Source organism: Actinoallomurus sp. NPDC052274 (assembly GCF_040679475.1).
Lineage (GTDB): Bacteria > Actinomycetota > Actinomycetes > Streptosporangiales > Streptosporangiaceae > Actinoallomurus > Actinoallomurus liliacearum.
In genome coordinates, this window is sequence record NZ_JBFAUT010000044.1 from 20,110 (window position 1) to 46,720 (window position 26,611).

26 protein-coding genes are annotated in these 26,611 nt (G+C 71.6%); 14 read left to right on the plus strand and 12 right to left on the minus strand.

Features of this window, described 5'->3' with window-relative positions:
• Positions 1-23: 23 nt before the first annotated feature.
• Together AB0K82_RS30500 and AB0K82_RS30505 are read left to right on the plus strand one after the other, a co-directional pair.
• The gene (locus AB0K82_RS30500; RefSeq protein ID WP_364403686.1) at positions 24-644 is read left to right on the plus strand and encodes a DUF6758 family protein; all 621 of its coding nucleotides are present in this window, start codon (positions 24-26) and stop codon (positions 642-644) included.
• 7 nt (positions 645-651) lie between these two features.
• Complete coding sequence (locus tag AB0K82_RS30505; protein WP_364403689.1) at positions 652-1,506, plus strand: PHP domain-containing protein; 855 nt, start codon at positions 652-654, stop codon at positions 1,504-1,506.
• Between the two features lie 342 nt (positions 1,507-1,848).
• Here the strand turns inward: AB0K82_RS30505 and AB0K82_RS30510 are convergent, their stop codons facing one another.
• Positions 1,849-2,373 carry an ATP-binding protein gene (locus AB0K82_RS30510; protein ID WP_364403691.1) on the minus strand — a complete coding sequence of 175 codons (525 nt, stop codon included), beginning with the start codon at positions 2,371-2,373 and terminating at the stop codon, positions 1,849-1,851.
• Between the two features lie 208 nt (positions 2,374-2,581).
• Here AB0K82_RS30510 and AB0K82_RS30515 point away from each other — a divergent pair, with 208 nt between their 5' ends.
• Entirely contained in the window at positions 2,582-3,424 is an 843-nt protein-coding gene (locus AB0K82_RS30515) for a helix-turn-helix transcriptional regulator (RefSeq protein WP_364403694.1), read from the plus strand.
• A 27-nt stretch (positions 3,425-3,451) separates the two neighbouring features.
• Positions 3,452-3,559 carry a DUF397 domain-containing protein gene (locus tag AB0K82_RS30520; protein ID WP_364403697.1) on the plus strand — a complete coding sequence of 36 codons (108 nt, stop codon included), beginning with the start codon at positions 3,452-3,454 and terminating at the stop codon, positions 3,557-3,559.
• 62 nt (positions 3,560-3,621) lie between these two features.
• On the opposite strand, the gene AB0K82_RS30525 is transcribed toward AB0K82_RS30520, so the two are convergent.
• Entirely contained in the window at positions 3,622-4,236 is a 615-nt protein-coding gene (locus AB0K82_RS30525) for a LysE family transporter (protein WP_364403700.1), read from the minus strand.
• Positions 4,237-4,428: 192 nt separating this feature from the next.
• On the opposite strand from AB0K82_RS30525, the gene AB0K82_RS30530 reads away from it, so the two are divergent.
• Both AB0K82_RS30530 and AB0K82_RS30535 read left to right on the plus strand, forming a co-directional pair.
• Positions 4,429-5,124, plus strand: a complete 696-nt coding sequence (locus AB0K82_RS30530) for an MBL fold metallo-hydrolase (protein WP_345354057.1) — start codon at positions 4,429-4,431, stop codon at positions 5,122-5,124.
• A 4-nt stretch (positions 5,125-5,128) separates the two neighbouring features.
• Positions 5,129-6,010: a PD-(D/E)XK nuclease family protein gene (locus AB0K82_RS30535; protein WP_364403704.1), complete on the plus strand. Its 882-nt coding sequence runs from the start codon at positions 5,129-5,131 to the stop codon at positions 6,008-6,010.
• A gap of 94 nt (positions 6,011-6,104) precedes the next feature.
• On the opposite strand, the gene AB0K82_RS30540 is transcribed toward AB0K82_RS30535, so the two are convergent.
• Positions 6,105-7,001: an oxygenase MpaB family protein gene (locus tag AB0K82_RS30540; RefSeq protein ID WP_364403707.1), complete on the minus strand. Its 897-nt coding sequence runs from the start codon at positions 6,999-7,001 to the stop codon at positions 6,105-6,107.
• A gap of 93 nt (positions 7,002-7,094) precedes the next feature.
• Positions 7,095-7,964 (minus strand): alpha/beta hydrolase, encoded by an 870-nt coding sequence (locus AB0K82_RS30545; protein WP_364403709.1) that lies wholly within the window; start codon positions 7,962-7,964, stop codon positions 7,095-7,097.
• Positions 7,965-8,055: 91 nt separating this feature from the next.
• Here AB0K82_RS30545 and AB0K82_RS30550 point away from each other — a divergent pair, with 91 nt between their 5' ends.
• Together AB0K82_RS30550 and AB0K82_RS30555 are read left to right on the plus strand one after the other, a co-directional pair.
• On the plus strand, positions 8,056-8,784 hold the full coding sequence (locus tag AB0K82_RS30550; protein ID WP_364403712.1) for a glycerophosphodiester phosphodiesterase: 729 nt from the start codon (positions 8,056-8,058) through the stop codon (positions 8,782-8,784).
• Between the two features lie 90 nt (positions 8,785-8,874).
• On the plus strand, positions 8,875-10,770 hold the full coding sequence (locus AB0K82_RS30555; protein WP_364403715.1) for a serine/threonine-protein kinase: 1,896 nt from the start codon (positions 8,875-8,877) through the stop codon (positions 10,768-10,770).
• Positions 10,771-10,862: 92 nt separating this feature from the next.
• Here the strand turns inward: AB0K82_RS30555 and AB0K82_RS30560 are convergent, their stop codons facing one another.
• On the minus strand, positions 10,863-12,668 hold the full coding sequence (locus AB0K82_RS30560; protein WP_364403800.1) for a DEAD/DEAH box helicase: 1,806 nt from the start codon (positions 12,666-12,668) through the stop codon (positions 10,863-10,865).
• A gap of 347 nt (positions 12,669-13,015) precedes the next feature.
• Between AB0K82_RS30560 and AB0K82_RS30565 the strand changes: the two genes are divergently transcribed.
• Both AB0K82_RS30565 and AB0K82_RS30570 read left to right on the plus strand, forming a co-directional pair.
• Positions 13,016-13,660, plus strand: a complete 645-nt coding sequence (locus tag AB0K82_RS30565; RefSeq protein WP_364403718.1) for a ferritin-like fold-containing protein — start codon at positions 13,016-13,018, stop codon at positions 13,658-13,660.
• Between the two features lie 84 nt (positions 13,661-13,744).
• Positions 13,745-15,712 carry a serine/threonine-protein kinase gene (locus AB0K82_RS30570; RefSeq protein ID WP_364403720.1) on the plus strand — a complete coding sequence of 656 codons (1,968 nt, stop codon included), beginning with the start codon at positions 13,745-13,747 and terminating at the stop codon, positions 15,710-15,712.
• A 150-nt stretch (positions 15,713-15,862) separates the two neighbouring features.
• On the opposite strand, the gene AB0K82_RS30575 is transcribed toward AB0K82_RS30570, so the two are convergent.
• The 7 genes from AB0K82_RS30575 to ligD (AB0K82_RS30605) form a co-directional block, all read right to left on the minus strand.
• Positions 15,863-16,126: a hypothetical protein gene (locus tag AB0K82_RS30575; protein WP_364403722.1), complete on the minus strand. Its 264-nt coding sequence runs from the start codon at positions 16,124-16,126 to the stop codon at positions 15,863-15,865.
• Positions 16,127-16,245: 119 nt separating this feature from the next.
• Positions 16,246-16,473 carry a DUF3107 domain-containing protein gene (locus AB0K82_RS30580; protein ID WP_364403724.1) on the minus strand — a complete coding sequence of 76 codons (228 nt, stop codon included), beginning with the start codon at positions 16,471-16,473 and terminating at the stop codon, positions 16,246-16,248.
• Between the two features lie 127 nt (positions 16,474-16,600).
• Positions 16,601-17,221, minus strand: coding sequence for a TetR/AcrR family transcriptional regulator (locus tag AB0K82_RS30585; protein ID WP_364403727.1), 621 nt, complete (start codon positions 17,219-17,221; stop codon positions 16,601-16,603).
• Between the two features lie 206 nt (positions 17,222-17,427).
• Positions 17,428-17,607, minus strand: a complete 180-nt coding sequence (locus AB0K82_RS30590) for a hypothetical protein (protein ID WP_345354036.1) — start codon at positions 17,605-17,607, stop codon at positions 17,428-17,430.
• Between the two features lie 21 nt (positions 17,608-17,628).
• On the minus strand, positions 17,629-18,969 hold the full coding sequence (locus AB0K82_RS30595; RefSeq protein WP_364403730.1) for an NAD(P)/FAD-dependent oxidoreductase: 1,341 nt from the start codon (positions 18,967-18,969) through the stop codon (positions 17,629-17,631).
• 151 nt (positions 18,970-19,120) lie between these two features.
• Entirely contained in the window at positions 19,121-20,017 is an 897-nt protein-coding gene (gene ligD / locus AB0K82_RS30600) for a non-homologous end-joining DNA ligase (protein WP_364403732.1), read from the minus strand.
• Positions 20,018-20,185: 168 nt separating this feature from the next.
• The gene (gene ligD, locus AB0K82_RS30605) at positions 20,186-21,163 is read right to left on the minus strand and encodes a non-homologous end-joining DNA ligase (RefSeq protein WP_364403735.1); all 978 of its coding nucleotides are present in this window, start codon (positions 21,161-21,163) and stop codon (positions 20,186-20,188) included.
• Between the two features lie 226 nt (positions 21,164-21,389).
• On the opposite strand from ligD (AB0K82_RS30605), the gene AB0K82_RS30610 reads away from it, so the two are divergent.
• From AB0K82_RS30610 to moeZ, 4 genes are all read left to right on the plus strand, one after another.
• Positions 21,390-22,352, plus strand: a complete 963-nt coding sequence (locus tag AB0K82_RS30610) for a Ku protein (RefSeq protein WP_364403737.1) — start codon at positions 21,390-21,392, stop codon at positions 22,350-22,352.
• Positions 22,353-22,537: 185 nt separating this feature from the next.
• Positions 22,538-24,046, plus strand: coding sequence for a DEAD/DEAH box helicase (locus AB0K82_RS30615; protein WP_364403739.1), 1,509 nt, complete (start codon positions 22,538-22,540; stop codon positions 24,044-24,046).
• Between the two features lie 198 nt (positions 24,047-24,244).
• Positions 24,245-25,159, plus strand: a complete 915-nt coding sequence (locus tag AB0K82_RS30620; RefSeq protein WP_364403742.1) for an alpha/beta hydrolase — start codon at positions 24,245-24,247, stop codon at positions 25,157-25,159.
• Positions 25,160-25,348: 189 nt separating this feature from the next.
• Positions 25,349-26,527: an adenylyltransferase/sulfurtransferase MoeZ gene (gene moeZ, locus AB0K82_RS30625; RefSeq protein WP_364403744.1), complete on the plus strand. Its 1,179-nt coding sequence runs from the start codon at positions 25,349-25,351 to the stop codon at positions 26,525-26,527.
• Positions 26,528-26,611: the final 84 nt, after the last annotated feature.

Below are 26,611 nucleotides of genomic sequence, written 5' to 3' on the forward strand. Positions count from 1 at the left end.
TCGGGGCGGGAGCGTGAATGATCATGAAAGGTCCTCCGACCTGTCCGCGGTGCCGCGGGCCGGTGACCCCGCCGAACGCCTGGTCGAGCGCCTGGACCTGTGCGGTGCACGGCGAGGTCTGCCCGCTGCGCCCGCCCCGGCGACCCTGCCCGGAGGGGCTCCAGGTCATCCGCGCCGAGGCGCGGGTCCCGGTCTGGGTCCCCTGGCCCCTACCGCTCGGCTGGCTCGTCACCGGTTTCGCCGACGTCGGAGACGAACGCAGCGGAGGCCGGGCCGTAGCGGTCGCGCTGTCCGGCCCGTCGCCGGTCGGCGGCCCCGCCGACCTCATCCTCGTCGCCGAGGAGCCCGGCATCGGCCTCGGCGCGTCGTACGCCGGGCTGCCCGGCCCCGACCCCGGACACGGCTTCGGGACCTCGGCGCCCGACGCCAAGGTGCACATCGACGGGCACCCGTTGCCGCTGTGGGCCGTGCCCGGCGCCGACACGGCGGCGTTCGCCGGCGAGGCGCTCGGCAACTGGCTGTGGGCCGTGCTCTGGCCTGCCGAGGCCGGCGCGCTGATGCTGGAGGATCTTCGCCTGAGCGACCTGCGCGAGATCGACCTCGATCTGCCGTACGGGGCGGCGTCCCCCCGGCTGGGTGCATGATCGGACCGTGCGCATCGATCTGCACTCCCACAGCTCCGTCTCCGACGGCACCGAGCCGCCCGCCGACGTCGTCCGCCGCGCCCACGCCGCGGGCGTCGACGTCCTCGCGCTGACCGACCACGACACCGTCGCCGGTCACCCCGAGGCCGTACGCGCGCTCCCGCCCGGCATGACCCTCGTCCGCGGCATGGAGCTGTCCTGCCGGCTCGGCGGCCGCAGCCTCCACCTGCTGGCCTACCTGTTCGACCCGGACGAGCCCGCGCTGGCCGCCGAACGCCGGCGCATCCGCGACGACCGCGCCCACCGGGCCCGCGGCATGGTCGAGCGCCTCGGCCGGCTCGGCGCGCCGGTCACGTGGGAGATGGTCCAGCGGATCACCGGGGACTCCGTCCCCGGGCGGCCCCACATCGCCCGCGCCCTGGTCGAGGCCGGAGTGGTGCCGGGCGTGGAGGAGGCGTTCACGCGGGAGTGGATCGGCACGGGCGGCCGCGCGTACGTCGACCGGTACGCCCTGGACGCCGTCATGGCCGTGGGGCTCGTCCGCGCGGCCGGCGGCGTCCCCGTGCTGGCGCACCCCCGGGCGGATCGGCGCGGCTACGTGTTCACCGACGAAGAGATCGCGCGGCTGGCCCGCGTCGGCCTCGCCGGCGTCGAGGCCGACCACCCGGACCACACCGAGGCCGACCGCGTCCACCTGCGCGGACTCGCGGCCGACCTGCGCCTGTTCACGACCGGCGCGAGCGACGACCACGGCACCCTCACCGGCCACCGTCTCGGCGCCGAGACGACCACACCAGAGGCGTATGAGGCGCTGCTGTCCGAGGCCACCGGCGCGAAACCGGACCGCGGCCCGGCGCGCTGACGGGCGGCCGGAACGCGGCCGGGGGCGCACGGCACGGGTTCCGAATCGGAGGCCTTGGCTGCGCTTCGTCGGCGGTGGATGCGAGTGATTACGAATCGACTATCGTGACGACCCGCGACCGCTGAGACGCTCCCGCCGAGGTCGCCGAGCTGGCGGGGTCTTTGATCACTGGCGTGTGCTGCGCATAGAACGCAGTGGATACCAGGGATCAGCCGGTGAAGTGCTCGGAGCCTTCCGGTGGAATTGATCAGCACATTGCCGTCGGCGTTGACGTACCAGGCCCGGCATATCGGTCATCGAGCCGTCAACGTCGGCGGCAACGTGACCACGACGGCGGCGAGGTCACCGCCGCAGCGAGTGGTTCATCGTGGCGGCCTGCAACGTGTCGACCTCGGTCGCGCTTAATGCCACCCCCGGCGCCGCGACGATGACGTGGACGGTTTTGCTCTCGGCCTCGTACGTCGTCCATCGCTTGACGGACAGCGTGTCGACGATGCCGAGTCCCCAGCCGTTCTCCGACGGCGCGAGCGGGTCGATCGGACGCGGGTCCGGATCGGTGATCGATAGCCGCACCCATCGCTCGGTGGCGAGCACGCCGATCCGCAGTGGTCGGGCCGGGTAATTCCAGGCGGGCGCCAGACCCTCCTCGACCAGACGGCGAGCGGCGCGTAGGGCGTTGGTGACGAGTTCGCTGGTGATGAGCCCGACGTTGTCGCGGTCGGCGCCGTACGGAGCGACGGTCGCCTCGGCGAACCGGCGGGCGATCGGGGCGGAGGCGTCGTGGACATGCAGTGCCAGCCAGTCGGGCCGGCCGAGGTCGCCGCTGAAAGGCGCCCGGCTCGTGAGGGCGGCAGGGTCAGGTGTCACAGGGGATCAACTCCCCAGGTAGGAGCTCGGCCACAGGCCGAACCGAGGTTGTCGGGTATGGCACCTCATGATGCTTGGGAAAGACCTAACTCGCAAGACCTAAGTTTAGTCGCGCGGCTATAGTGACGAATGTCGGTTTTCCTGAACTTCGACTACGGAGTGCTCTACCATCGCTTCAGCCAGCCACTTCGATGCCGTGGAGACCTCGATGCCCGAACGGCAGAGCCCGACCCTGCGACGACGCCGCCTCGCCCAGGAGCTACGCAGACTGCGCGAAGAGGCGAAGATGAAGAGCGCCGAGGTCGCCGCCCAACTCGAGTGGGCGCCCAGCAAGCTCACCCGCATGGAGCGCAACGAGGGCAAGCGCTACGACGTGAACGACATCGCGTTGCTGTGCAAGGTCTACGGGACCGACGACCGCCTGCGAGATCACCTCATGCAGCTCGCCCGCGACGGCCGCAAGAAGGGCTGGTGGGAGCCCTACCATGCAATGCTCTCGGAAGAGTTGACCACGTACATCGGCTTGGAGGCAGAGGCGTCCAGCGTGCTGTCATTCGAGCCACTGATGGTGCCCGGCCTGCTGCAGACCGAAGCCTACGCCCGCGCTGTGATCCGTGGCGGTCCGGCGGAGATCTCCGACGAGGAGGTTGAGGCGCGCGTTGAGATTCGGATGCGGCGTCAGCGGGCTCTGCGCGACAGCCCGGCCCTGCGCGTGATCGCCGTAATGGACGAGGCCGTGCTGCACCGCCAGGTAGGCAGCCGAGAAACCATGCGCGCCCAGTTCGACTACCTACAGGAAATTGCTCGGCTTCCTCGGGTCACACTGCATGTCATCCCGTTCGAGGCAGGGGCGCATGCCGGCATGACGAGTTCCTTCCACATCCTGCAGTTCCCCGATGCGAGGGATCCGGACGCTGTCTATGTCGACCTGGTGGCCGGCGAGATGTTCATGGAGGATCCAGAAGAAGTCGAACGCTTCCACGTCGCGTTCACCGGTCTCGTCGGGGCTGCTCGCAGCCACAGCGATAGTTTGGCGCTGATCGCCGAGTAGTACCCACATGACCGATAAGGACGTGCCATGCCCCGGGATCTATCCGCCATCGCTTGGAGAAAGAGCAACAGGAGCAGCCAGCAGGGCGCTTGCGTCGAGGTCGCCGAGGTGGCTGAGGCGGTGGAGGACGAGTAGCCCGGACTCCGAGCTTTGATCCCTGGCGGATGCTGCGCCCTAGCGGCAGTGGATGCCAGGGATCAGCCTGTGGAGCGGGTCAGCATCACGCCCGCCAAGGTCGCGAAGACGACGCCGGACAAGGCGGTGAAGGTGCTCTGGCCGCGGGGGCCGATGTGGCGGCCCGAGCTGGCCACGGCCAGGGCGATGGCGGCCTCTAGGCCGGAGGCGACCACGAACCACGTCACGGTGAACGCCGCCAGGCCGGCCGGGCCGGCGAGGTGCTTGGCGCGGAGCATCGCGGGCGTACCGGTGGCCAGCCAGAACGTCCACGTCAGCGGGTTGGCGAGGTTCCCGACGACGCCCTTCCAGAACGCCCATCCCTCCGCGTTCGGGACCGACTCCGCGCGCCAGAGGCGTACGGCGTCCCGTACGGCGCCGACGGCCAGCCAGAGGAAGAACGCCGCGCCGATCAGGCCCACCCAGAACGCGGCCTGGGTGACGGCCGCGATGACCCAGGCGAAGGCCAGCGCGGGCAGCAGGAGGGCGACGTCGGCGGTGGCGGAGCCGAGGATGACGCGGAACGCGGCGCCGAAGCCGCGGGTGGCGGCCTCGTTCAGGATGGTGACGAAGATGGGCCCCACGGACAGGGCCGCGCCGACGCCCAGCAGCACACCGAGCCAGATCACCTCGCCCATCGGCGACCCTCGGCTGATTCGTACACGAATGAAACCCTCCACGTCGGATGTCCGATGTGGAGGGTAAAGCGGCCCTGTTTCACGCGTGTTTCGTCGGTGTCGACCACATCCGCCATGGTCCGGCGGCGGCCTCGGTGGCCGGATCGGTCCGCGTGCTGCGCGTCCGGCGCGGGAAGTCGGTAAGGTTCCGGTGTGGACGCGCGTATCGACAAAGTGGTGACGTCGGGCAAGGTCACGGTCGACGACACCGAGTACGACATCGAGAGCAACACCTACATCGTCGGGGACGACGACGCGGTGATCGTCATCGACCCCGCCAACGACGCCGAGGCGATCCTCAAGGAGATCGGCGAGCGCGAGGTGATGGCCGTCATCTGCACCGACGGTCGCGATCATCACCTCGGCGCGGTTCTCGAGATCGCCGAGGCCGACGAGGAGGACCCGGCGCCGATCGGGCTGCACTCCCGGGACCGCCTCCTGTGGCGTCAGTACTTCCGCGCCCTCGCCAAGAAGGACGAGGACTCGGAGTTCATGAAGGACCTCACCCCGGACATCGACATCGAGGATGGCGGCATCTTCGAGATCGGTGGCGCGCAGCTCGAGGTCATGCACACGCCCGGGCACACGCCCGGCAGCATCTGCCTCTACAGCGATCAGCTCGGCGTGCTGTTCTCCGGGGACACCCTGCACAAGGGACGGCCGGGCCTGGTCGGGGAGGAGTACCACGACCTTCAGGACCAGCTGAACTCCATCGGGTCGCTGCTCGGGCCGCTGCCCAAGGACACGCGGGTGCTGCCCGGCCAGGGCGAGGAGACCACCGTCGGCGACGAGGACGCCCAGTGGGAGAGCTGGTTCGCGCTCGCGCAGGAGCCGAGCTCCGAGGACTGACGCGATGGCGGCCGAGCAGCTCGGATTCGAGGGGATGCCGAGGCGGCTCTACCCCTGCACGCCCTCCCGGCTGAACACCTGGCTGGACTGTCCGCGCCGCTATCGGATGACCTACCTCGACCGGCCGAAGCCGGAGAAGGGTCCGCCGTGGGCGCACAACAGCGTCGGGGCCAGCGTCCACAACGCCCTGGCCGGCTGGTGGCGGCTGCCCATCGAGGAGCGCACGACCGAGGCCGCCGGTCGGCTGCTCGACCGGGGCTGGCTGACCGACGGCTTCCGGGACGACGCGCAGTCCACCGAGTGGCGGCACCGGGCCCGGGAGATGGTGCTGCGCTACACCGCCGGGCTCGACCCGGCGGACGAGCCGGTCGGCGTCGAGCGCACGGTCTCGATGAAGACCCACCTGATCACCGTCCAGGGGCGGGTCGACCGGCTGGACCGGCGCGGCGACGAGCTCGTGGTCGTCGACTACAAGACCGGCCGCCGGCCGCTCACCTCCGACGACGCCCGCGCGTCCCTGGCCCTCGCGCTGTACGCCGCCTCGGCCAACCGGATGATGCGGACCCGGTGCCGCCTCGTCGAACTCCACCACCTGCCGACCGGCGAGGTCGCGGTCTGGGAGCACACCGACGACTCCCTGGACCGGCACGTCCGCCGCGCGGAGCAGATCGCCGAGGAGTGCGGCGAGGCGGACGAGTGGTACCGCGCCCACGCCCGGCCGGTGGACGCCCAGGTCCTGCCGCCGGAACGCCGCCACGCGTCCTTCGACGAGCGGTTCCCGCCTAGCCCCGGCGCGCTCTGCGCCTGGTGCGACTACGTGCGCCACTGCCCGGAGGGCCGCGCCGCCGCCCCCGCCCGCGACCCCTGGTCCGCCCTCGCGGAGTGACCCACGGCGGGGCGCCACAATGGCCACGCCGACCCTCCTGCGCGAGCGGATCGACGCCCGAGTCGGACAGTGACCGCCCGGCCGGCGGCCTGAGTCAGGCGGCGGCCTTGGGCCAGCGGCGGGGGTCGCGCAGGCCCTGCAGGCCCTTGCCGAGGTCGTAGCCCTCGGCGGCGAGCCGCTGCCGGGCGCCCTCGAGCATGTCCTTGGTCGTCTGCTGGAACGTCAGGTCGTGGACCTTCTCCGGGAGGGCGTTCGCCGCAAGGCGGAAGGACCGGAGCGCCGCCGTGACGACCGGCCCCGGTATCTCGGGCAGGATGCCGTACATCCGCCGGGCCCAGCCGGGCAGCGAGTAGTAGCACAGCGCGCCGAACGGGACGTACATCGGCTTGCCCGCCGACAGCCACCGCATCTCCTCCGGCAGCCTCGGCCACAGCAGGAACCGTACGGTCGAGCGGGACTCCGGCGTGACCTTCAGCCGCGGGCGCATCTCCGCGAAGAATGCCGTCATCTCCGCGACGCTGCCCGGGACGTCCTCCTCGTGCAGGCCGACGTAGGTGGCGCTGCGGCGCTGCTCGGCGAGGTAGCGGTCGGCCTGCCGGTCGGTGAGCCGCAGCCCGGAGCGGCGCGCGGCCTCGAGGTAGGAGAAGACCTCCGCGCAGTGCACCCACAGGAGCAGTTCGGGGTCGTCGACGCGGTGCAGGCGTCCCGTGTCCGGGTCCTTGATCCGCAACGCGCGATGGATGTCCCTGACCTTGCGGCCGAGGCGATCGGCCTCTTCGGGCGTGCCCCACGTCACCACGCCGACGAAGTCGGCCGTGCGCTGCAGCCGGCCGATGGGGTCCTCCTGGAAGTTGGAGTTCTGCCAGACTCCGCGCATGGCGAGCGGATGCAGGGCCTGCAACATGAGACTGCGCACCCCGCCGATCCACATCGACCGGTCGATGTGCACCTGCCAGGTCACACTCTGCGGAGGCTGAACGGTCGCTTCCATGGCGCCATCGTAAGTCCTTGGTTACATGAGACGCCAGGTGTTTCTTGTCTCAACCCCGGCCGATCGGAGCCGGCCGCCCTCGAACCGCGGTGGTCAGGCGCGCTCGGCGTCGTTCCAGAAGGAGGTCAGCGCGCTCGCCGTGGTCTCCGGAGCCTCCACGGCGGGGGAGTGGGCCGCGCCGGGGATGACGACCTTGCGGGCGCCCAGGCGCTCGGCCATGGCGGCCTGCTCGCGGGGCTCCCACCCGTCGTCGTTCTCGCCGTACAGCACGAGCACGGGCAGGCCGGCGTCCTCGGTGACCTTGGCGAGGTCGTCGACCCGGTCCGGGGAGGACAGGACCTCCCGGGCCATGGCCATCAGTCCGGTGGGGGAGTTGGAGAACATCCGTCGGCGCAGGAACGCCACGATCTCCGGAGGCACCCCCTTGGTGACCACCCCGGGCTCGATCCGGGTCGTCCACAGGTGCTCCAGACCGACCTTGGGCAGTGCCGCGAGCAGGACCTGGCCCTCGACCTCGCGCGACCCGCCGATCGCGGCCGGACCCGAGCTCATCAGTGTGTACGACGCCAGCAGCTCGGGATCGCACATCACCGCCTCGCGTGTCACGAGCCCGCCGAAGGAATGCCCGACCAGGTGCACCTGGTCGTCGAAGTACTCCAGGACGGCGGCGATGTCCGCGCCGAGCGCGGCGCAGCTGTAGGCCGCCGGGTCGTCCGGACCGGGAGTCTCGTGCTGGCCGCGCATGTCGAGCGCGACGACGCGGCGCCCGCCGCCCGCGAGCGTCTGCAGCACCGCGATGAAGTCCTCTTTGCTCCCGGTGAAGCCGGGCACCAGCAGTGCCGGTCCGCGCTCGCAGACACCGGAGCCCGGAAGCGCCTCGAGCACGGCGAACGTGCCGCGCGAGGTGTTGATCTCCGTGCGGCGGACGCCGGGAGGCAGACTGAGGAACCGGGGCGTACTCACTGGCAGGAGCTTACTTGCACATGCCAATATCGACACCATCGTAGCGATTTGGCTGGTCATCCGCTGGGGAACGCGAAGGTACCCTCGAGACATGACGGCTGCCGTCTCCGCCCACAAGGGCGGATCCGAGGTCGCCCGGGCCGCCACCTGGGAGGCGTACGAGAGCGCTCTGACGACGGGCGCGGAGTACGTCGAGTTCGACATCCGCCGCACGCGCGACGGAGAGTTCGTCGTCTTCCACGATCAACGTGTCGCGAACCGTCCCGTGGCGGCGCTGACCTACGACGAGCTGTGCGCCGTCGCGGGTTTCCGGGTGCCACGCGTCCGCGACGTCATGACTTTGATCGCGGGCCGCATGAAGGGCCATCTCGACCTCAAGGAGGTCGGCGACGAGAGCGAAATCATCACCCTCGCCCTCGACACGCTCGGCCCGGACGGCTTCGTCGCGACCACACTGGAGGACTCCTCGATCGCTCGGATCAAACGCGAGTTCCCACAGGTGACCGCGGCTCTGTCGCTCGGGCGCAGCCTCCGCGAGGTCTCGTGGCTGATGAAGGCGCCGACCCGGATCCAGGAGCTGTACCCGCTGCGCCGCATGCGCGAGTGCGGCGCCGACTGGCTCGCCGTCCACCGCAGGCTGGCGCGCGCCACCGTGCTGCACATGTGCGGCCGGCTGGGCATTCCGGCCATGGTCTGGACGGTCAACGACGAGCCGAGGATGCGGCGGTTCCTCGGTGACGAGCGGGTGACCGTCCTGATCACCGACCGGCCGCGCCACGCCCTGCGGCTGCGCCAGGCGGGCCTGTCCACCGCCGGTTAGGGCCTCGGTCCGGTTCCTCCGACCGCGGACCTCCATCTCCGTTAGTCTGCGTGATCGTTCTGTTGTGCGGTGATACGGGGGACCGAAAGGATGTCGGCCGACGACCGGATCCGCCCGCTGCGCGCCACGGACCCGGCGGAGCTGGGCCCGTACCGCGTGCTCGGGGTGGTCGGCCGTGGCGGGATGGGCACGGTCTACCTCGCCGAGTCCGCCTCGGGCGATCGCGTGGCCGTCAAAGTGATCAACGCGGACTTCGCGCAGGACACCGCCTTCCGTGACCGGTTCCGCCGCGAGGTGGCGGCCGCCCGTCGGGTCCGCCGGTTCTGCACCGCTCCGGTGCTCGACGCCCGGGTCGACGAGGAGCCGCTGTACATCGTCACCGAGTATGTGGCCGGACCGGACCTGAAGGAGTTCGTACGGGCGTCGGGCCCGATGCGGGGTTCGAGTCTCGACCACCTCGCGGTGGGAGTGGCGACGGCCCTGGGCGCGATCCACGGTGCGGGCATCGTGCATCGCGACCTGAAGCCCGCGAACGTGCTGCTGTCCTCGACGGGCCCCCGGGTGATCGACTTCGGCATCGCGCGGGCCCTCGACAGCGTGACCGAGGCGACCCGACCCGGCCAGATCGTCGGTACTCCCGCCTACATGGCCCCGGAGGTCCTCCAAGGGCGGCGCGCCACGACGGCGTCCGACGTCTTCGCCTGGGGCGCCGTCGTCGCCTTCGCCGGTACGGGCGGCACGCCGTTCCCCGGCGAGGGTCTGCCGGCCGTGCTGTACCGGATCATGCACGAGGCACCGGTACTCGACGGTCTGGACGAGTCCGTACGGCCGCTGGTGGAGCGAGCGCTCGACAAGGACCCGGCGCGGCGACCGTCCGCTCAGGAACTGCTGGCCGGCCTGACAGGGCACGCGCGGGCCGACACGGCGGCGTCGCCGGGCGGCCAGGCGGGGCCGCCGGACGATGGGGCACGGGGCGACCAGGCGGGGCCGCCGGGCGACGTGGCACGGGGTGACCAGGCCGGGCCGCCGGGCGGTCGGCGACCGGCGGCAGGCCCGGGGACCGAGGGCCGGTCGGCCGGGAGCCTCCCCGAGCCCTCATCCGTCGTCCTGGTGGACGGCTCGGCGGCCGTGGCCGCGCGCGGGTGGGAGCGGGACGCCGAAGACGCGTCGTCCAGCTCCGCATCCGGGTCCGGTGCCACCCTCGTCGCGACGACGGAGACCGGCGACGCGGATCCGGCGGCGGGAAGGGCCGGGGCCCGGCACCGTTCGAGGACCCGGCTCATCGCCTGGACCGCTGCGGCCGCCACCGCGGCGGTCGGCGGCGGGATCGGGGCGGCCGTCGCGCTGATGCCGCACGGCGGGCAGACGACGAGAACCGTCCTGATCTACTCCAGCGGCTTCTCGCCCGACACGCCGACCTGGGCCCGCGACAAGTACACCTCATACGTGGATGGCCGCTACCGCATGACGGCCGAAGGCCGGGCCGCCACCGCCAACGATTCCAAACGCGCGCCTTATTTCGGGCGTGACCTTCCCGCCGGCATGGAGACGAGCGTCAACGCGGCCGTGGTCTCCGGGCCCCGCGACGGCATGACGGGTCTGTGGTGCCGTGGAGCGGACGACCGAATCCTCGACGGCTACGTGTTCCTGGTCAGGCACGACGGGCAGGGCGCCTACATCCGCAAGATCACCGCAGCCGGCTCGCGGACGCTCGCGCAGGTACCGAACGCGCCGGGCTATGAGCCGACCGGCGCGCAGGGAAGCGGCTGGAACAACTTCACGATCCACTGTGAACCCGAGGGAGCCAAGGTCCGTCTCCGGCTCTGGGTGAACAACAGGCTCACCATCGACGCGACGGATGGCGACGACACTCTGGCGGACGGGCAGACCGGCCTCGTGGTGATGCGCGGCAGCGGAGCGCACGGCGGCCGGACGGTCGTCGACTTCGACGACTACTCCATATCGCGGATCAAGAGCGGGAGTTGAGGGCTCGCCGCCCCCGGTTCCTGCCTGACGCGTCCTCGCCAGGGCATGAATAAGGGGCGTGATCGTGATCACGCCCCTCCTTCGGCCGTCGGTCAGACGGATTCGCGCGCCCCACCGGCCCGCGTGCGGCGCTTCTTCCTGGCCGCCGGGCGTACCGGCTCGACGTACTCCGGCATCTCGTCCGTCACGTCGATGGGCGGCGGCAGGAACTGCACCATCGGGATGCCCGCCGGGCTGATCACCACGGGAGCCGTGACCGGCTCGGGCCGTGCCACCGGCACCGCGGGAACCGCGTCGTCCGCGACGAACGGGGCCGCGACCTCGTCCGCCTCCGCGACCTCGGCCACGTCGGCGCTCGTGTCGGTCACCGGCGTCGTGTCCTGCGCCTCCGTGGCTCGCCGGCGCGTACGGCGTACGGTCGCGGGGGCCTCGGCAGGGGCCTCCGTGGGGGCCGTCTCCTGCGCCTCCACGGTCGCCGCGGGGGCCGTCACCGTGTCCGGAACTGGCTCCGCCGGGTGCGCCGCGGCCTCGACCGGCCGACGCGTGTGCCGCCGGGCCGTCTCCTCCGCCGCGACCGCCGCGTCGCCGTCATGCCCCACCGGGCGGCCGCTGCGCGTGCGCTGCCGCGAGCGGCTGTTGCGCTGCCGTGCCGGGCGGGGTGCCTCCTCGTGCCGCCCGTGCGACCGGGTACGGCCGGTCTCGCCGATGTCCTCGACCTCTTCGGCCTCCAGCCCGGCCCGGTCCCGCTGTGCCTTCGGCAGGATGCCGGTGATGCCGGACGGGATGTCCAGCAGCTCGTGCAGGTGCGCGGAGGTGGAGTAGGTCTCGGCCGGCTCGGCGAAGTCCAGGCCGAGCGCGCTGTTGATCAGCTTCCAGCGCTGCAGGTCGGACCAGTCGACGAGCGTGACCGCGATGCCCTCCTTGCCCGCGCGGCCGGTACGGCCGATGCGGTGCACGTAGGTCTCGGCGGCGTCCGGGCACTCGTAGTTGACGACGTGGGTGACGTCGTCGACGTCGAGGCCGCGCGCCGCCACGTCCGTGGCGACGAGCACGTCGATCTTGCCGGCGCGGAAGGCGCGCAGGGCCCGCTCGCGCTGGCCCTGGCCGAGGTCGCCGTGCACGGCGGCGGCGGCGAAGCCGCGCCGGGTGAGGTCCTCGGCGACCCGGTCACAGGCGCGCTTGGTCTGGCAGAACACCATGGTCAGGCCGCGGCCGCGCGCCTGCAGGACGCGGGCGAGCAGTTCGGGCTTGTCCATCTGGTGCGCCTGGAACACGTGCTGCGCGACCTGCGGAGTGGTCTCCGACTCCTCGTGCGACTCGGCCCGTACGTTGGTCGGCCGGGTGAGGTACTTGCGCGACAGCGCGACGATCTCGCCGGGCATGGTGGCCGAGAACAGCATCGTCTGGCGCCGCTCGGGCACCTTGGCGACGAGACGCTCGATGTCGGGCAGGAAGCCGAGGTCGAGCATGCGGTCGGCCTCGTCCAGGACGAGCACCGACACCTGGGAAAGGTCGAGGTACTTCTGCTTGACCAGGTCGAGCAGCCGACCGGGCGTGCCGACGACCACCTCGACGCCGTTCTTGAGGGCGTCGATCTGCGGTTCGTACGCGCGGCCGCCGTACACCGACAGGACGCGGCTGCCGAGCTTGCCGCCGGCGGTGGTCAGGTCGTCGGTGACCTGGACGGCCAGCTCACGCGTCGGCACGATGACCAGGGCCTGTGGCTTCTTCCCGCCGTGCTCGATGCGCTGCAGCAGCGGGATGCCGAAGGCCAGGGTCTTGCCGGTGCCCGTGCGCGCCTGGCCGATGATGTCGTGCCCGCCGAGACCGATGGGGATCGCGAGCAGCTGGATCGGGAACGGTTCGACGATGCCCTCTGTCTCGAGGGCGTCTGCTATTTCGGGGACAACTCCGAGTTCATGGAACGTCGTCAGGGCCTTCAGCCTCCAGTGTGCGGGGTCCGCTCAACGCCGCGTGCGCACCGTGTCCGGTGGCGCGGCGAGCCGTCTCGCGGATGCGCCTCGTGCGCCGTCTCCGGCAGGGCTCTCGGCGCCTGCCGGTCGTCGCATTCGGTCGCGCCTTCGCGCGGGAGGGACCAGCCGACAAATTCTTCCTAGGGTGTGACCGGGTATGGGGTCGCGCTCTGCCGCGATCGGTCACAGTTCGACACGCAGTGTAGCTGGCGGAGGCGGATTTCAAAAGCCCCCGCTGTTGTTGCCAACGCCTCAGCGTACGATTTCATTTCATGTCTCCGGCCGCACCCCCCTCTCCCGCCCGGCCGCGTGCCCTCTACGGACTGCTGGCGTGCGTGCGGTTGACCGCGTTCGAGGAGCGGGCGGCGGACGCGGGCCGGACGGCGTCCTATGAGGACAAGGTCGTGCTCGCCGGCCTGGCGACCGGGGCGTTCGCTCAGTTCGAGCGGCTGCGTGACCGGCTGATCGAGGCCGGTGCGGACCCGTACGAGGCGATGCGGCCCTACCAGGACGCGATCAGCGCGTTCCACGGGCGCACCCGGCCCGCCGACGCGATGGAGGCGCTGGCCAAGGTGTACGTCGCCGACTCCATCCTCGCCGACCTCTACCGCGAGGCGGTGGCGAAAACCGATCCGCAAACGCGTTCGGTGGTGTACGAGTCGCTGGCCGATTCCGGTCACGCGGAGATCTTGACCGAGCGGCTGCGCGCGGCGGCGGAGAACGACGCCCGGCTGGCGTCCCGCCTGGGGCTGTGGACCCGGCGCCTGGTGGGCGAGGCGCTCAGCCAGGCCCACGCGCTCGCGGAGCGGGGTTCCGAGGTGGGAGCGCTGTTCGGCGACGAGGACGTCGCGACGATGTTCGGCCGGATCGTCGACCGGCACCAGGCCCGGATGCGGGCCGTCGACCTGCGCGATTGATCTTCGTCTCGGATGGTGCGTGGCGTTGCTTCCCGTGACCATGCGTATCCAGTACCTTCCCCCTCTTGGTAGAGGAGGACGAATTTGGGCGATTGGGCGCTTCCCGGCTACTCGGAAGTGCGAGAGCTGGGCAGGGGCGGCTTCGGGCGGGTGGTGCTCGCCCGGCACGACGCGTCCGGCACACAGGTCGCGGTCAAGTACCTGACCGCGAATCTCCTCGCCGATCCCCGGTTTGTGGGCGGCTTCCGGGCCGAGGCGCGGATACTCCGGCAGCTCGACAGCCCGCACATCGCGCGCCTGTACGACTTCGTCGAGACCGAGCACGGCGCGGCGATCGTGATGGAGGCGGTCGACGGGATCTCGCTGCGCGCGCTCCTGGACCAGGACGCCCCGCTCGAGCCGCAGGCGGCCCTGGCGGTGCTCAAGGGGTCGCTCCTCGGCCTGGGCGCCGCGCATGAGCGCGGCGTCGTGCACCGCGACTACAAGCCCCCGAACGTCCTGGTGCGCGCCGACGGCCAGAGCACGCTCATCGACTTCGGCATCGCGCTGCGTTCCGGGCAGAGCGGCCTGGCCCTGGGCACGCCGCCCTACATGGCGCCGGAGCAGTGGCAGGGCGCGCCCGCCGCCCCGGCCACCGACGTGTACGCGGCGACCTGCGTGTTCTTCGAGTGCGTCACCGGCCACACCCCGTTCCGGGGCGAGACCGAGCAGGAGTACCGGGCCCAGCACACCAACGCGCAGGTCCCCCTGCGCGAGCTCCCGGAGGCGCTCCGGGGCCTGGTCGTCCGGGGCATGGCCAAGCATCCCGCGGAACGGCCGGTCGCCGCGGCGGCGTTCGTGGCAGAGCTGGAGCGCGTGGCCACGGCCGAGTACGGGTCGGACTGGGAGCCCGACGGGTGGCGACGGCTGGCCGAGGCGGCCGCCGGGCTGGCGGCCCTGTTCCCCCTCGCCGCACTCCTCGCGAGCGGCTCGGGCGCCCCGGTCGGCGGCGCGGTGGGCGGTGGCGCCGCCGGCGGAGCCGTGGCGGGCGGCGGCGTCGGCGCGGGCGGTACGGGTACCACGATCGGCGGCGGAGCCTCCGGCGCCGGGAGCGGCGGGGCGCAGGCGGCGGGCGGCGCCGGGCACGCCGGGGGCGTCGCGCACGGGGCGACCGGCGCCGGGCACGCAGGAACCGCCGCGCAGGGTGCGGGAAAGTCCCTGCTGTCCAGCGTCGGAGCGAAGGCGTCCGTCGCCATCGCGGGGGTCATCGTCGTCGGAGCGGCCGGGACCGCCGCCGTCGTCGCCTCCCGGGGAGGGGACCACCACCCCTCGGCCGGACCGACGCGGCCGACGGCCGCCGTACAACCGCTCCGCGTGAACGTGGCGTCCACCAGCACGACGCTCCGCAAGGGGCGCACCATGATCACGCGGTACGTCCAGGTGAGCGGCCTGAAGGACGCCGCCGTACAGGCGAAGGTCAACAAGGCGCTCCGGGCCCCGGTCGACCGGACCCTCGCCCAGTTGAAGACCGCGTTCGTCATGTCGGCGGGCCAGTCGATGAGCCTGCCCGACGGCACGCTGGAGTCGGCCGCGGCGGTGGGGCTGAGCGGTCCCAAGCTCCTGTCGATCACCTACACGTTCGCCGACAGCAGCGACTCGAACCGGCAGATCCCCGCCAGTTCCCAGGACACCGTCGTGCTGGACCTGGCGACGGGCAGGGCGCTGGGCGTCGCGGACCTGCTGCTTCCGGCCGCGCGCACCGCGGCCGGCGCGCGCGCTCTGGCGCGGATCGTCGATCCGCAGGGGAACGGCGGCGTCTGCGCTCCCGGCCGGCCGCTGACCGGACGGGACCTCGGCCGAGGGCTCGAAATCGCCCCCACCATCACCGGCTTCACGTTCACGATCCGCGGCTGGATCGACCTGGGCTGCCCGCACGCCGATCTCGGCCGCGCGTTCGATGTGCCGTACGAGAAGTTGGGCGCGTACGTCCGCCCGGAGATCGTGGCGACGGCCAAGGCGTCCCGACCCGGGACGGCGACGAAGACGGTCGCCCCCACGCCCACGCACTCCTGACGCGCGGCCGGATTCGTTCCGTGTCCGGTTCTCGGGCGGGATGTACGGGCGCGTCCACGGGCCGCGGACGTGGCGAGGCCCCCGCCGGTGGGCGGGGGCCTCGCTGGGGGTCAGGTCAGGTTCCGTGTGGATGGGCCGGAACCGGCTCGATCAGTACACGCCGCGGCGCGAGCCCCACCGGCCGCGACCACTGATCAGCGCGACGCCCGCGGCGGCCACCAGGACCGAGATGATGAAGGCGATGATGCTGCCCGCACCAAGTGCGTTGGCGATGACGCCGCCGATCACCGCGCCGACGATCCCGATCAGGATCGTCAGGGCGATGCCCATCGGGTTCGGGCCGGGCACGACAAGACGCGCGAGAGCCCCGATGATGGCGCCGATAATGATGAACCAGACTATTGTCATCAGCATTTCTCAGACCACCTCCTGCCGGACCGAGTCCGGCGCTTCGGATTCGCGCGGTCTGTATGCCCCTCTCCGAGGGACTCATTCCAATCTCTTGAAAAAGTCGGAACGAATCTTCGGAGCGATCAGTAGGAACCGAAGCCGACGCTCCTCTGCTCCGACTCGGCGATCTCCACGTAGGCGAGCTTGGCCGCCGGCACGACGAGGCGGGCACCGTCCCGGCCACGGAGCGTGAACACTCCGTCCTCTTCGGCCACCGCGTCCTGCACCGCGCGCTCCACCTCGTCGGCGGACAGCGAGGTCTCGACGACCAGCTCCTTGGGCACCGACTGGACACCGATCCGTATCTGCACGTTCTTCCCTCCGTCGCGGGGCGATCTCGGGGTCGCCCCTGGCGTACCTCCGGGCCGGTCTCATCCGACTTACCGGCACTATGGCACGGACCGGTGCGAAAGAAGGGCGGCGGGAGCGCCCTGTGCGTCAGGTGGTGCGGGGGAAGCCGCCGATGCCGCGCCACTGCAACCGCGCGATGAGATGCTCGGCCTGATCCTTGGAGATCTTGCCGCGCTGCGACAGCCAGTAGCGCGCGCTGACCTCGGCCATGCCGACCAGCCCCATGCCGAGGAGGTGCGCCTCGTCGCTGGAGACGCCGGTGTCCTCCTGGATCACCTGCGCGATCATCTCGGCGCACTGCTGGTTGGTGCGGTCCACCCGGGCGCGTACGGCGGCGACGTTGCGCAGGTCGGACTCGAACACCAGGCGGTACGCCTCGCCCTCCCCGGCAACGAAGTCGTAGAACGCCTCGATGGCCCGCTGCACGCGCAGCTTGTTGTCCGGGGTCGAGGCCAGCGCGTCGCGCAGCTGCTGGACGAGCCCCTCGGCGTGCTCGTCCAGCAGCGCGAGGTACAGCTCGAGCTTGCCCGGGAAGTGCTGGTACAGCACGGGCTTGCTGACGCCTGCGCGCTCGGCGATCTCGTCCATCGCGGCGGCGTGGTAGCCCTGCGCGACGAACACCTCCTGGGCGGCGCCCAGTAGTTGGCGGCGGCGGGCCAGCCGCGGGAGCCTCGTGCCCCGGGGGCGGGCGTCCGGGGTTGCGGTCACGTGAGTTCTCCGATCACCTGTCCGGGCGACGCCGTGGCGCCGCTCGCGCTGCGGGCTACCATCCTACGACCGGGTAACGTCCGACCGGCCGAACCCGGCGACGCCGCCGCGAAAGCGGCGCCCCCGTGCGTGAAGGCGGCGCCCCCGTGCGCCGTCCGAGCGGCGCCGTGGGTCCTGGAGGCGGCGCCCCCACCCGGTCGTCGTGGTCACCGGTAGTCGTCCTCGTCGAGGTCGATCTCGTACCTCTGCTCCGCGGCGTCGGCCTCGTTCACCTCGACCGGGAACGTGGTCGGCCACGGGCTCTCGGCGTCGCGCACCGCCACGTGCTGCTCGGCGGCGTCGGCCTCGGGAGCCTCGAGGCTCAGTTCGATCTCGTCATCGGGCATGGTCTCTCCCCCAAGAGAACTTCAGAGCTGCTCGGCCAGTTCGCGCAGGACCGGTTCGAAGGCCTCACCGTACGTCGGGAAGGCGTGGACCACGTCGGTGAGGATGCTGAGCGGCGTCTCGGCCCGGATGGCCAATGCGATCTCACTCATCCATTCCTCAGCGTAGAGGCCCACCGCGGCGGCGCCCACAAGAACGCCCCGGGCCCGGTCGGCGTACAACTCCACCCGGCCGCGGTCGTCGTCCTCCACGGCGGCGCGGGCGGTCTCCGCGAGGTCGTACCCCGCCGCGACCAGTTCCAGCCCGCTCGCGGCCAGCGGCGAGACGCCCACCGCGTACACCGAGGGCGTCGTGTAGACGGCGCGGGGGATCGCGCGGTAGTCCGCCTCCCGGCGCTTGCCCAGGACGTTGGAGACCACCACCGCGGCCTGGTAGTTCGCGGCGTGGGTGTAGGGCGCGACCCCGGTCACGTCGCCCGCGGCCCAGACGTTCGTGCCGTCGGTGCCCTCTGCGGTCGGCGCGGCGTGGCAGGTGGAGTCGACGGCGATGCCGCGCTCCGGGTCGAAACGGACGCCGATCGTCTCCAGGCCCAGGTCCGCGACGCGCGGACGCCGGCCGGCCGCGATGAGGATGCGGTCCGCGTCGATGTGGTTGCCGTCGGACAGCCGCAGCCGCAGCCCGGTCTCGGTGCGCTCGGCGCTCGTGGCCGCCACACCGAGCCGCAGGTCGGCCCCCATCCTGCGGAGCGCGTCGGCGAGCGTCTCGCCCAGGAACGGCGCCTCGGCCGAGAGCAGGCGCTCGGCCGGTTCGACCAGGGTGACCTGGGAGCCGAACGCCGCGTAGATCTGGCTCAGCTCGCAGCCGACCGCGCCGCCGCCCAGCACGATCAGCCGGCGCGGCAGGTCGGGCCGCGTCAGGGCCTCGTCACTCGTCCAGGTGGGCACCTCGTCGATGCCCTCGACCGGGGGCCGTACCGGCTCGCTGCCGGTCGCCACCACGAGGTCGGTGTAGCCGTACTCGGTCCCCTCGACCTCGACCACCCCGGGCCGTACGACCCGGCCGCGACCGCGCACGACGGTCACCCCGGCCTCGGCCATCTGAGCCGCGGTGGGCGCGTCCTCGAGGTGACGGGTCACCTCGTCGCGCCGCGCGACCGCGTGCTCCCACGTCTCCCCGAGCCGGGCCGAGTGCAGCAGCGTCTTGGATGGCATGCACGCGAAATACGGGCACTCCCCGCCGACCAGGCGGCCCTCCACCAGCGCGACCGAACGGCCCGCCCGCGCCAGTTCGGCGGCGATGTTCTTGCCGGAGCCTCCGCCCAGCACAACGACGTCATAGCGCCTGTCCTGCGCGTCGTCCGTCACCTGATCATCCTTCCCCATTTCACGCGCCATGCGCGTGTCACCTCCACCGGCGGCCACGGCGACGATCCGGCGCCAAGACCACCGCCCACGATTGTGGACCCTCCGATCAATGGTGACGCACCGGGCAGCTCCCCGTACGCACTGCGGGCCTTCACGGCAGCTTTTGACGCAAGGTCAGCAGCGGTTCCAAGAGGTCGCCGTGCCGCTCGACGCGCTCGCGCACCTCGTCGGGTCCGAACCACAGCTCCGCGCCGGAGTTCACCTCGTCCCATGTCACCGGCGTGGAGACGGAGGGTTCTTCGGCGGCTCGCAAAGAGTACGGCGCGACCGTGGTCTTGTGCCGGTTGTTCTGACTCCAGTCGACGAAGACCTTCCCGGACCGCAGCTTCTTCTCCATCCGGCTGACCACCAGGCGCGGGTGCTCCTTCTCGAGCCTGCGCGCCGCCTCCTTCGCGTACGCCGAGGTGCGCTGGTCGGAGGTCTCCTTGATCGGGACGTACAGGTGCAGGCCCTTCTTGCCGCTCGTCTTCGGGAACGAGCGCAGCCCGTCCGCCTCGAGCAGGTCGCGCAGCAGGCAGGCGACCTCGCGCGCCTCCTCGACCATGGCGGGCGGACCGGGATCGAGGTCGAACACCAGCAGGTCCGGCTCGCGCGCGCCGCCCCGGGGGCCGACCCGCCACTGCGGCACGTGCAGCTCGAGCGCGGCCAGGTTCGCGCACCAGACCAGGGCGGGGAGATCGTCGATGACCACGAAGTTCACCGCGTCCCGGCTCCCGCCGGGCGTCGGCAGGCAGACCGTGCGCACCCAGTCCGGAGTGTGCGACGGCGCGTTCTTCTCGAAGAACGTCTGACCCTCCACGCCGTCGGGGTAGCGCAGGCGCGTCGCCGGACGGTCCTTCAGGTGGGGGAGCAGGACCGGCGCGATCCGCGCGTAGTAGTCGATGACCTCCCCCTTGGTGAAGCCGTGCCTGGGGTACATGACCTTGTCGAGGTTGGACAGCGTCAGCCGGACGCCGTCGATCTGGACGCTCGTCTTGGTGTCGCTCACCGGCTCTCCTCGGGGGCTCGGCCTGCTCAGGGGCCATCTCCCCGGCATCGCCGCCTTCAACCACCGGCCGGTCGTCCGCGTGCGTCCGAAGCCGCGTCCGTTCGAGGCGGTATCCGGTCCGAGGCCGCGTCCGTCCGAGGCCGCGTGCGGCCCGAGAGCGCGTCCGGTCTACGGCTCCGCGCGGACCTCTTCGGGATTGAGGTCGGGGCGGAGCCCGCGCCAGGACGCGTGCAGCAGCATCCCGTCCAGGGTCCAGCGGGAGAACTCGACCTCGCCGACGAGCCAGGGCTCGACCCAGCGTGCCCTGCGGGCGTACTCGCGGGGGACCTCCGCGGCGTACGGGCTGGTGGGCCGCTCCAACGGCGTGAGGATCTTGTGCAGGTCGTCCAGCGCCGCGTCCGTGAACCCGGTGCCGACGTGCCCGACGAACCGGAGGCCGCGGTCCTCGTAGACGCCGAGCAGCAGGGATCCGACGCCACCCTCCCGGCGGCCCTGCCCGGCCTTCCAGCCGCCGATGACGACGTCCTGCGTACGGAAGTTCTTGATCTTCCGCCAGTCGTCGACCCGCCGGCCGGGCCGATACGGGGAGTTCAGCCGCTTGGCGATCAACCCCTCCAGGCCCTGCTCCCTCGTGTAGGCGAGCAGCTCTTCGACCTGGTCCCCGGCCGAACCGGGCAGGTACGGCGGGGCCTCGATGGGACCGGCCGCCAGCTCCAGCTCGTCGAGCAGGGTCCGCCGGTCGCGGTAGGGCAGGTCGTACAGCAGGTGGCCGTCCAGGTACAGCAGGTCGAAGGCGATGAAGTGCACCGGCACGCGGCGGATCAGCAGGGTGTCCGGGTGCTCGACGTGCATGCGGTGCTGCAGGCGCTGGAAATTGGGCAGGCCGCGCTCGTCGAAGGCCACGACCTCGCCGTCGACGACCGCCGTCTGGCCGGGCAGGAGGTCGGCGAGGGCCTGCAGCTCGGGGTAGCGGCGGGTCGCGTCCAGACCGCGGCGGCCGACCGCGCGGACCCGTCCGCCGGAGACGTAGACCATCGCGCGGACGCCGTCCCACTTGAGCTCCAGGCCCCAGCGGTCGGCGTCGTCCGGTAGCTCGCCCGGGGTCGCGAGCATCGGCTGGACATTGGAGGGCATGGGGTCACCCATACGATCATTTTCCCCATGTCGCTCGAGCCTGACGCCAACCGCCCGGTGGTTTAACCGGCCGGACACGGTCTCGTGGGCGCGCCCAGGTCCGTCCATGGCACGGCGCGAACGGCCCGCTCACCCCGGGGACACTTCGTGTGGCCCCCGACCTGCGCATACATTCGGGTTATCGCATTTCGGACGGCCCTGGCAGGTAGATCGGCAGGCCGGAGGGTAGGGACACCCCATGCGCAGCATCTGGAAGGGCGCGATCTCGTTCGGGCTCGTCACGATCCCGGTGAAGCTCTACTCCGCCACCGAGCAGCGTGACGTGGCCTTCCATCAGGTCCACCGCGAGGACGGCGGCCGGATCAAGTACAAGCGCGTCTGCACCGTCGACGGCGACGAGGTGCCGTACTCCGACATCGCCAAGGGATACGAGCTGCCGAGTGGGGAGATGGTCGTCCTCACCGACGAGGACTTCGCCGACCTGCCGCTGTCGACGAGCCGCCGCATCGACGTCCTGCAGTTCACCCCGCTGGAGCAGGTCGACCCGATCTACTTCAACAAGACCTACTACCTCGAGCCGGACGCCCAGGGGGTCAAGCCGTACGTCCTGCTGCGCGACGCCCTCGAGGACTCCGACAAGGTCGCGGTGGTCAAGGTCGCGCTCCGGCAGCGCGAGTCGCTCGGCACGCTGCGGGTACGGGACGGCGTCTTCGTCCTCGAGACGATGCTGTGGCCGGACGAGGTGCGCGAGACGGACTTCCCGTTCATGGAGGAGGACGTCGACGTCCGCCCCCAGGAGCTGCAGATGGCGTCCTCGCTCATCGACACGATGACGAGCGATTTCGACCCGGGCGAGTACAAGGACGCCTACCGTGAGGCCCTGGAGTCGGTCATCCAGGCGAAGGTCGAGGGCCGGGAGGTCGTCCCGCCGGAGGCGCCCGAGGAGGTGCCGGCGGGCGCCGACCTGCTCAGCGCGCTGCGGGCCAGCGTCGAGGCGGCGAAGAAGGGCCGTACGGACAAGGGCGACGGCGCGGAACGCAAGGCGGCCGGGTCCGCGAAGGCCGGGGCGCGCGCCGGAAAGGACGGCGCGGCGAAGGGCGGCCGCGGCACGGGCGGCGCCAAGGCCGGGACCAAGACCGGGACCAAGAAGACCGCCGACACCAAGGCCAAGGCCAAGAGCGGGACCCGCAAGACGGCCTGACCGGCTCCGTCAGAAACCGGGCCTCCGGGCCGGGAATGAAGATCCCGTCGGATGCGTTGGTGACCCCTGTAAGCTCAGTGATTCATGTTCAGGCGCGCATCTCGCGCCGACGGCCGGCTAAGAGCCCGCGAGTCCCCCAACCTCGCGGCACCTCTCGAGGCGGGCCATTTCCGAGAGGTTCTTACTTGACTGACGGTCCCTCGACCCTGCCCACTTTCGTCGAGCTCGGCCTGCCGGCCCCCCTCGTGTCGGCGCTCGAACGCCGCGGCATCAACGCGCCGTTCCCCATTCAGGCCGCCTGTCTCCCCGACGCGATCGCCGGGCGTGACGTACTCGGCCGTGGCCAGACCGGATCGGGCAAGACGCTCGCGTTCGGCCTGCCGCTGCTGGCCGGGATCGCCGGCGAGCAGGCCGCCCCGACGCGGCCTCGTGCGCTCATCCTCGTTCCCACCCGCGAACTGGCCATGCAGGTCCAGGACGCTCTCGCCCCGCTGGGCCGCAGCCTCGGGCTGCACACCAAGACCGTCGTCGGCGGCATGTCGATGGTCAAGCAGATCCAGGCGCTGCGCCGCGGCGTCGACGTGCTGGTCGCCACTCCGGGGCGGCTCACCGACCTGATCGAGCGTGGCGCCTGCTCGCTCGCGGACGTGCGGATCACGGTCCTCGACGAGGCCGACCACATGTGCGACCTGGGCTTCCTGCCCGCGGTCTCCAAGCTGCTCGACCAGATTCCCTCCGACGGCCAGCGGCTGCTGTTCTCCGCAACCTTGGACGGTGACGTCGACAAGCTCGTCCGCCGCTACCTGCACGACCCGGTGACCCACTCGATCGCCCCGGCCGCCGCGCCGGTGGAGACCATGGACCACCACCTGTTCATCGTCGACCGCGCCGACAAGCAGAACGTCATCGCCGAGGTCGCCGGCCGTGAAGGCCGCACGATCATGTTCGTCCGCACCAAGCACGGCGTGGACGCGCTGGCCAAGAAGCTCGCCCGCGTCGGCGTCCGCGCCGGCGCCCTGCACGGCGGCAAGACCCAGTCCGCCCGCACCCGTACGCTCGCGGAGTTCCGCGAGGGCAAGGTCGGGGTACTGATCGCCACCGACGTGGCCGCCCGCGGCATCCACGTCGACGACGTCAGCCTGGTCGTGCACGTCGACCCGGCCGCCGACCACAAGGACTACCTGCACCGTGCGGGCCGCACCGCCCGGGCGGGCGAGCGCGGCACCGTGGCCACGCTGGTCGCCCACAACGAGGTGCGCAACACCGAGCGGATGATGCGCCGCGCGGGCGTGCGCGCGCTGCGGTCGAAGGTCGCCGCCGGTGACGACACCCTCGTCCGCATCACGGGGGCGCAGCCGCCGAGCGGCATCCCGGTCCCGCCCGACCCCGAGCCGCGTCCGCAGCGTCGCGGTCCGCGTCCGGGCGGCCGCCGCGACCGGCGTCCCGGCGGGCGCTTCGAGGGCCGCGGGGAGCGGCAGGGCGGCCGCTTCGACGGCGAGTACCGCGAGGGGCGTCCGGTGGAGCCGCGCGACGGCGAGCGCCGTGACGGTCACCGGCAGCGGCGCGAGCCCCGTTCCGGCGGCATGCCGGGCGGTGCCCGTCCCGGCGGTCGTGGCGGCGCCGCACGGCACGACGCGGGCCGGGCCGCCGGTCGGCACGACGACCGCCGCCCGCGCCCCGAAGCGGCGCGCTGACGACGACGCGGGCCCCGTACCGAGAGGTGCGGGGCCCCGCTCAACTCAAGATCAGGTCAAGGCGGGCGCCCCGGATCATGCCCGGCCGTCCGGTCACGAGTCCCCGCGGTTATCGTGGAACCGCATTCGGTAGTTGAAGAGAGGAGGCAGCGGCGGCTCCTCTCCGACCAGACGGCCGGAGTCCCCACCGCGAGCAGGATGAGCACACCGATTCCGCAATGGCCGGGCGAGCCGGTCCGGCTGGGCGACCGTGAGGTGTTCGTGCGAACGGCGTCATTCCCGCGCGCGGACGCCGAACCGGCGTTGTTCGTGCACGGGCTCGCGGGGTCCTCGGCCAACTGGACCGACCTCATGGGACTGCTGTCCGACGAGCTCGCCGGCGAGGCGGTCGACCTGCCCGGATTCGGCCACTCTCCGCCGCCGCCCGACCGCGACTACTCCGTCGACGCCCACACGATCGTCGTCGCGCGGCTCATCGAGAAACGCGGCCGGGGCCCGGTCCACCTCTTCGGCAACTCCCTCGGCGGGGCGATCGCCACCCGGCTCGCGGGCACCCGTCCCGACCTGGTGCGCTCCCTCACCCTGATCTCACCGGCCCTGCCCGACCTGCGGCCGAGGTCCGGTCCCGCGCGGATCCTCGCGGCCACCATGCCCGGCGTGGGCCCCTGGGCCGTCCGGCGGCTGGCGACGCTGCCCGCCGAGCAACGCGTGCAGGGCACGTTGGAGATGTGCTTCGCGGACCCGACCGGCCTGCACCCCGACCGGGTCATGGAACTCGTCGAGGACGTACGCCGCAGGGACGGGCTGACCCACAACTCCGAGGCGCTGATCGCGTCGTCGCGCGGCATCGTCACCGCCTACATGCGGCGCTCGCTCTGGCGCTACGCCGCGCGCGTCATCGCGCCGACCCTGGTGATCTACGGACGGCACGACCGGCTCGTCGACCCGCGGATGGCCGCCCGCGCGGGCCGGGTGTTCAAGCGCTCCCGCGTCGTCGTGCTGCCCGACGTCGGCCACCTCGCCCAGATGGAGCGGCCCGAGACGGTGGCCCGGGAGTTCCGCGCGATGCTCGAGGACGCCCACCTGCGCCTGCCCGACACCACCGCCGGCTGACGGCGGGAACGGACACCCTGCGCCTGCCCGACACCACCGCCGGCTGATGGCGGGAACGGACACCCTGCGGCCGACCGGCACCCGTCGGCCAGAGGCGGGGGAGCGGGAATGCGGAGGCGCATGACAGAGTTGTGATGGTCCAGGACGACGGCGTCCGCATCACCGTTCCCGCACGCGCAGGAGACAACCGTGTCGTTGCCACCACTGGTAGAGCCCGCCAGCGAGCTCTCCGTCGACGAGGTCCGGCGCTATTCGCGTCATCTGATCATCCCGGATGTCGGGATGGCCGGGCAGAAGCGGCTGAAGAACGCCAAGGTGCTGTGCGTGGGCGCGGGCGGGCTCGGCTCACCGGCCCTGCTGTACCTCGCCGCCGCCGGCGTGGGCACCCTCGGCATCATCGACTTCGACGTCGTCGACGAGTCCAACCTGCAGCGCCAGATCATCCACGGCCAGTCCGACGTGGGCCGGCCGAAGGCCGAGTCGGCGGCCGCCTCGGTCCGCGAGATCAACCCGCTGATCGACGTGGTCGTCCACAACGAGGCGCTGTCCAACGACAACGTCATGGACATCTTCAGCGGCTACGACCTGATCGTCGACGGCACCGACAACTTCGCCACGCGCTACATGGTCAACGACGCGGCCGTGCTGCTGGGCAAGCCGTACGTCTGGGGCTCGATCTACCGCTTCGACGGTCAGGCGTCGGTGTTCTGGGCCGAGCACGGTCCCTGCTACCGCTGCCTGTACCCCGAGCCGCCGCCGCCCGGCATGGTGCCGTCGTGCGCCGAGGGCGGTGTCCTCGGTGTGCTCTGCGCGTCGATCGGCTCCATCCAGGTCAACGAGGCGATCAAGCTGATCGCCGGGATCGGTGAGCCGCTCGTCGGGCGCCTGATGATCTACGACGCCCTCGAGATGACCTACCGGAGCGTCAAGGTCCGCAAGGACCCCGAGTGCCCGCTGTGCGGCAAGAACCCCACGATCACCGAGCTCCTCGAGGACTACGAGGCGTTCTGCGGCGCGATCTCCGAGGAGGCCGCGGACGCGACCAAGGACTCCACGATCACCGCGCCCGAGCTCAAGGACCTGCTCGACACCGGGGACATCTTCCTGGTCGACGTCCGGGAGCCCAACGAGTACGAGATCGTGAACATCCCCGGCGCGACGCTGATCCCGAAGGGCGAGTTCCTGTCCGGCGCGGCCCTCGAGCGGCTGCCCCAGGACAAGCGGGTCGTCCTGCACTGCAAGTCCGGAGCCCGCAGCGCCGAGTGCCTCGCGATCGTCAAGAACGCCGGGTTCTCCGACGCCGTGCACCTCGGCGGCGGCGTGCTGGCCTGGGTGAACCAGATCGAGCCGGACAAGCCGTCCTACTGATCGGCCGCGACGCCGGAACCGACGACGAGAGGCCCCGGGGCGCCGCGCCCCGGGGCCTCCCGCGTACCTCTGGTTCGCCTGCGT

What these genes read in the sequence shown, in the direction of transcription:
- AB0K82_RS30500 (WP_364403686.1), top strand. Translation starts at nt 24, where the DNA reads ATGAAAGGTCCTCCGACCTGTCCGCGGTGCCGCGGGCCGGTGACCCCG.
- AB0K82_RS30515 (WP_364403694.1), top strand. Translation starts at nt 2,582, where the DNA reads ATGCCCGAACGGCAGAGCCCGACCCTGCGACGACGCCGCCTCGCCCAG.
- AB0K82_RS30520 (WP_364403697.1), top strand. Translation starts at nt 3,452, where the DNA reads ATGCCCCGGGATCTATCCGCCATCGCTTGGAGAAAGAGCAACAGGAGC.
- AB0K82_RS30525 (WP_364403700.1), bottom strand. Translation starts at nt 4,236, where the DNA reads ATGGGCGAGGTGATCTGGCTCGGTGTGCTGCTGGGCGTCGGCGCGGCC.
- AB0K82_RS30535 (WP_364403704.1), top strand. Translation starts at nt 5,129, where the DNA reads ATGGCGGCCGAGCAGCTCGGATTCGAGGGGATGCCGAGGCGGCTCTAC.
- AB0K82_RS30540 (WP_364403707.1), bottom strand. Translation starts at nt 7,001, where the DNA reads ATGGAAGCGACCGTTCAGCCTCCGCAGAGTGTGACCTGGCAGGTGCAC.
- AB0K82_RS30550 (WP_364403712.1), top strand. Translation starts at nt 8,056, where the DNA reads ATGACGGCTGCCGTCTCCGCCCACAAGGGCGGATCCGAGGTCGCCCGG.
- AB0K82_RS30555 (WP_364403715.1), top strand. Translation starts at nt 8,875, where the DNA reads ATGTCGGCCGACGACCGGATCCGCCCGCTGCGCGCCACGGACCCGGCG.
- AB0K82_RS30565 (WP_364403718.1), top strand. Translation starts at nt 13,016, where the DNA reads ATGTCTCCGGCCGCACCCCCCTCTCCCGCCCGGCCGCGTGCCCTCTAC.
- AB0K82_RS30575 (WP_364403722.1), bottom strand. Translation starts at nt 16,126, where the DNA reads ATGCTGATGACAATAGTCTGGTTCATCATTATCGGCGCCATCATCGGG.
- AB0K82_RS30590 (WP_345354036.1), bottom strand. Translation starts at nt 17,607, where the DNA reads ATGCCCGATGACGAGATCGAACTGAGCCTCGAGGCTCCCGAGGCCGAC.
- ligD (WP_364403735.1), bottom strand. Translation starts at nt 21,163, where the DNA reads ATGGGTGACCCCATGCCCTCCAATGTCCAGCCGATGCTCGCGACCCCG.
- AB0K82_RS30610 (WP_364403737.1), top strand. Translation starts at nt 21,390, where the DNA reads ATGCGCAGCATCTGGAAGGGCGCGATCTCGTTCGGGCTCGTCACGATC.
- AB0K82_RS30620 (WP_364403742.1), top strand. Translation starts at nt 24,245, where the DNA reads ATGAGCACACCGATTCCGCAATGGCCGGGCGAGCCGGTCCGGCTGGGC.